Origin of the sequence: Corallococcus sp. CA041A (assembly GCF_003612075.1) — a bacterium.
Taxonomy (GTDB): Bacteria; Myxococcota; Myxococcia; order Myxococcales; family Myxococcaceae; genus Corallococcus; species Corallococcus exiguus.
On the sequence record NZ_RAWF01000428.1, the window covers coordinates 1 to 4,765 of the forward strand.

Below are 4,765 nucleotides of genomic sequence, written 5' to 3' on the forward strand. Positions count from 1 at the left end.
TCACCCGCAACCACCGGTGCAAGAAGATGTCGGCGCTCATGGCCGAGGTGGATGCCTACCTGGAAGCTCGCAACGCGCAGCAGACTTCAAGTCCGCTGCTGCGCGTCGCTCCCTCTCGACGCGCAGCATGAGACCATTCGAGAATCACGGTTCGTCGTTTAGACCTGTCTGAAGGCCGCGTGCGCTAGCCGACCATCCAACTATCTGCCCGCTCACGCCTACGGCTACGTGCCGTGACTGATGGTCGTAGAGGGAACGTGGTGAGCGGTGTTCCACTCCACCTCGCCTCGTGTTGCGGACGAGAAATCCTCCGAGTTTGTGACTTTCCGCTACCCAGGAACATGGCCAGGAAAAATGCCGGTCAGCAACCAGGCCGATATGCCCGTCACGTATCTCCGTTGAGTGCTTCGCGGGCCCATCAGCCTGCGGCATGCCAGAAGCGGCGCACGCGGGGCCGAACGCGGGTGCTTGCCCGGCACGGAGGGGTGCATGACGGAGCTCTCGGTGGATGTGCGCGTGCAGGTGGCGCGGTGGCGGAACCTTCTCGTGGACGCGGCCCGTTGCGGCGCGCTGGAGAGTCCCCTGGATGCCCTGAGCCATCCCCACTGGGAGCCTCGGGAGCTTCAGGCCCTCTGGTGGCTGCGCTCGGAGAGCCTGTTGCCCGTGGGCGTGCTCGCCATGCGCCTGGGGGGACTCGCCATGCCGCGCCTGAGCCGCCTGGTGGACCGGCTGGAGGATGGCGGCCTCGTGCGGCGGGAGCGCTCGGTGCGGCATGATCGCCGGCGCGTGCGCGTGCGCCTCACCGACGCGGGCCGCGCGCTCGCGGATCAGCTGGATGCGCAGGTGCAGGGGCGCATGGCGCAGCGGCTGGCCCCGCTCCAGGGCGAGACGCGCAGCGCCCTGATGGATGTCCTGGAGCTGTGGGTGCAGGCCCTGACCGTCCAGGCCCGCACCGCCGAGGAAGTCACCGAGGAGAACGCCGAGCTGGCCAGCGTCCCCGACGAGCTTCTAACGGCGTCGGCCGCCTGAACTACAGCCGCACCTCCACGACGCCCGAGCGGCGGCATGCCTCCGCTCCATCGCCCTCCCAATCCATGGCGTCCCGTTCGTGCACCTGCAGGGGAAGCGCGTGGGAGGTCATGGGCCCCATCCGCCATCGGCCCGTGGTATCCGTCTCTCCTCTCACGGGCGGCAGTGATGGATTCGCTCCGCCCGCGATCACGAGCGCGCCCGCCAACGGCCGTCCCTCGCGGGTGACCCGCACCTCGCACGTGGACACGGCCGAGTCCTCCGGTGACAGCCGCGTCTCCACGTCCGAGAAGTCCTCGCCTGCCCGGGCGGTGCTGCTCGGCCGTGATGCATACGGCGACGACGCCACCTGGATCCGGTACGTGCCGGGCTCCAGCAGCGACACCGCGAGGCTGTCTCCCTCCGGGCGGAACTCCCGCGTGGGCTCGACGCTCCACACGCCTCGCGCGTCGCGGCGCTCCAGCAGGTACACCGGGTAGGGCGGCGACGTGCGTTCCCTCAACTGCGCCCGCGTGAAGCCATCCATCCGGAGCACCAGCCACCGGTACACCGGCATGCGCCACACCACGTCCACGGTGCCCCGCGACTCCGCCGTCGGCGTGAAGACGAAGTCCCACCACGAGGGACCCAGGGGCCGTCCCTCGTCCTCCGTCACCTCCCGCCGCACCGTGAAGCGGGTCTCCGTCCACGTCGGCACATCCGGAATCGTGAAGCGGCCGTCCGGCGCGAGCGGGCGCTCCTCACCATCCCCCTGCCGGTACACCGCCGTCCCCAGGGGGCGTGCCCCATCGCCGAGCAGCACCCGGCCCCGCAGCGTGACGGCGTCCCCCACGCCCTCGGGGAACAGCCTCGCCACGTCCAGCGTCACCGGCTCCACGGAGCCCTCGCGCAGAGGGACCTCCACCGGCTCGCTCTGCTTCCCCGAAGGCGTGCGCAACCACAGCCGCAGCAACCGGTCCGGCGGCAGTGGCGCGAGCCGCGTCTCCCCGTCCTTCACCAGGGGCACGGGGGTGTCGTTCTCGAAAGCGTGCATCAACTCCGGCGCCGCCAGCGACAGCACTGGCAGCAGGCTGCTGGCCGGCTCCGCGTCCTCCGGATCCACGCCCCGCTGCATCCGCACGGTGAAGGTCCCCGGGACATCCCGAGCCCCCGCCAACCGCACGCGCACGCCCGTGGGTGGGTGTTCCCGCAGCCGGCCCACGTCCACCCGTCCCGTCACCGGCTGTGTCGCGGGCACATGGTCGCCCCACCAAACGGTGCCATCCGGCGCGTACGCCATCACCTGGTAGCGCGGCGCGGAAGGCACCGCCACCGGTCCCACGACACCGCCCCGCGCGGCAGCAGTGACCGGGGCCTCCTCCCACTCCCGCACGTTCGCCAGGTCCTCCAGACGCGCGGGCCCCGTGCGCGCGACGCGGCGGCGGCCCTCCTCTTCCCACCAACCGCGATCCGACTCGGAGATGAACGCAGCGCCCACGCGCGCCTCCCCCTCGAATGGACGCGAGCCCTCCAACGTCGCGGTCAGCCACAGGCCAGAGTCCACCGTGGCCTCTACTTGCGGAGCCACCTCCGGCACACCGGCGTCCTCGACCCTCGCGGCCACGGGATGCGATGGCGGCGCCAGCGGTGACGCGGGCTCGGGACGCAGCAGCATCCACACGCCCACGACCAGCAGCACCGCCACCAGCATCCCGCCCAGGGCCCGCTTCACGCGCATCCGTCCGTGTCGCTGTTGGAGGACAGGGACAACCACACTGGAGTGGGATGCCTCAGCCGAGCCGCGGGCCTCACTCCCAATCCTTCGAGACATCCCGAGGAGGCGGCTGGGGCGGGGCTGCCCTGTAGTAGCGCTCGGGGTGACGCGTCTTGTCCGAGGAGATGAGTCTCTTTCCGAACTCGCGGATGTTGACCAGGCCCTTCACCTCCTCGACGGAGTACCGCCGCTCGCGTCCGTCGGTGAAGACCTCCGCGATGCGACCGTCCTTGAACGTGGCGCGGAAGATGAGGGAGTCCTCGCCGCACCCTCGCGAGGTAATGGGCTCGTAGCGGGAGCCATCCACGCCGACCAGATGGAGCAACATCCGGTTGTACTTCTGGTTGGGCTCCAGCGGCCCCTTGCTGCAACGGGCAACGACCTCGGCCACCTCGCGCAGGAACACTTGAGAGTTGGCCGCCGCTTCTGGAATCAGGCCGGGCCAGGTCTTCGGGTCCAGATCCGCCACGGCCGTGTCGATGCTCTCGTTGAGCACCTTCGCGAGCGTGGGGCTGGAGATGTCACCGGGCTCCGCGGGGGGCGACAGGAGGGGCGTCAGGGTCAAGTAGGTGATGGGCAGCGCGACGGCCAGGACCATGCCCACGGACAGGGCCACCCAGTACGGTTTCGCGCTCCGCTGCTCCGACTGCGCCATCGCTTCGCCCTCCTGGGGCCCCCTGAGCCCGAGTCCTCCATCATGCTGCTCGACGCATCGGGCGAAGAGAAGGCCTGTTGACGCGGCGGCAGCCACCCACGCGCATCAGTCCGTGTCGCTGTTGGAGTACAGGGACAGCCACACCGGCGCGTGGTCAGACAGCCGGGTGACGTAGTCCAGCGGGTTCGCGATGTAGTCGCGGCCCGTGCTGGAGAACTCCGTCACGTACGTGTCCTGCATCCAGAAGTGGTCGTACGCGTTGGCGTAGCCCCCGGACGTATTCATCGTGGTGGCCACGTCCAGCTTGCACGTCACCGCGGGCGACAGGCCCTTCAGCTGGCTCCAGGACGCATGGGTGCAGGCCATGTTGTGGTCACCCACGAGGATGACGTCCTGGTCCGAGGTGCTGGCGGACTGCACGGACGCGAACACGCCGTCGATGGCCTGCGCCTCCAGCGTGCGGTCCGCCGCCGTGCCCCACACCGCGTGCCAGTTGAGGAAGGTGTAGTCCGCGCCCGTGGGCACGTGGCGCACCTTCACCACCTGCGGCTCGCGCTCGAACAGGTCCCCCGTGTCCGTCCACACCGTGGAGGACAAGAGCGACACCGTGTCCGTCCGGTACAGCACCGCGTAGTGCTCCTTGTAGGACGACCGGCCGATGAGCGGCGTCACCACCGCCGTCCACGACACCCCGGAGACCTGCGTCAGGTTCGTCGCGATGGCCGTCGCCGCGGACGCGTCCATCACCTCCTGGAGGAACACCAGGTCACAGCCATTGTTCGAGTTGCTGTTCGCACCGAACTGGTTCCACAGCTGCTTCGCGTCATCCAGGTAGGACTGCTCGGCCGCCCATCCCTCGTGGCGGAGGTTCCAGCTCACCACCCGGAGGTACGAGCCCGCCTGCGCCAACGCGGGGAGCACCAGCACGGACAACACCAGGACGCGCGACAAGAAGGACGACCCTCTCATTTCACGGCACCTCCAGCCCTGCGGGACAAAAGCGCCCCATCTTCGGCATGCCAGCGCCCCAGGAACAGCCCTCCTTCGTGGAATCGAGGTGACAGCCCACCCCGCCCGACACTCCCCGGACACCGCCCATTAAATGCAACTTGATTGCATGTGACTCCAAGTGGCATCTATTGCGGGTCTCTCGCGGGAAGGCGGGACGGCGCGCGCACCGCCACAGGTGCGTCCTGAGGGGAACCCATGAACCACATCGTCTGGAGTGTCGGAGGCACGGGAGTCGTGTTGTCGTGTCTCGCGGTGGCCTGGCTCTGCCGGCCGCTGGAGACCCCTGTCGGGCCCGTTTCCGCCCCGCCCACCGTGTC

At 69.3% G+C, this 4,765-nt stretch carries 4 protein-coding genes; 1 reads left to right on the top strand and 3 read right to left on the bottom strand.

Features of this window, described 5'->3' with window-relative positions:
• The first annotated feature begins 489 nt into the window (after nt 1-489).
• Nucleotides 490-1,029 carry a MarR family transcriptional regulator gene (locus D7V77_RS40330; protein ID WP_120581493.1) on the top strand — a complete coding sequence of 180 codons (540 nt, stop codon included), beginning with the start codon at nt 490-492 and terminating at the stop codon, nt 1,027-1,029.
• A 1-nt stretch (nt 1,030) separates the two neighbouring features.
• Here D7V77_RS40330 and D7V77_RS40335 read toward each other — a convergent pair whose 3' ends face one another.
• The 3 genes from D7V77_RS40335 to D7V77_RS40345 form a co-directional block, all read right to left on the bottom strand.
• Nucleotides 1,031-2,740, bottom strand: coding sequence for a carboxypeptidase regulatory-like domain-containing protein (locus tag D7V77_RS40335; protein WP_233597525.1), 1,710 nt, complete (start codon nt 2,738-2,740; stop codon nt 1,031-1,033).
• A 76-nt stretch (nt 2,741-2,816) separates the two neighbouring features.
• Entirely contained in the window at nt 2,817-3,437 is a 621-nt protein-coding gene (locus tag D7V77_RS40340) for a hypothetical protein (protein ID WP_233597526.1), read from the bottom strand.
• 105 nt (nt 3,438-3,542) lie between these two features.
• Nucleotides 3,543-4,406 carry a deoxyribonuclease I gene (locus D7V77_RS40345; RefSeq protein WP_120581494.1) on the bottom strand — a complete coding sequence of 288 codons (864 nt, stop codon included), beginning with the start codon at nt 4,404-4,406 and terminating at the stop codon, nt 3,543-3,545.
• Nucleotides 4,407-4,765: the final 359 nt, after the last annotated feature.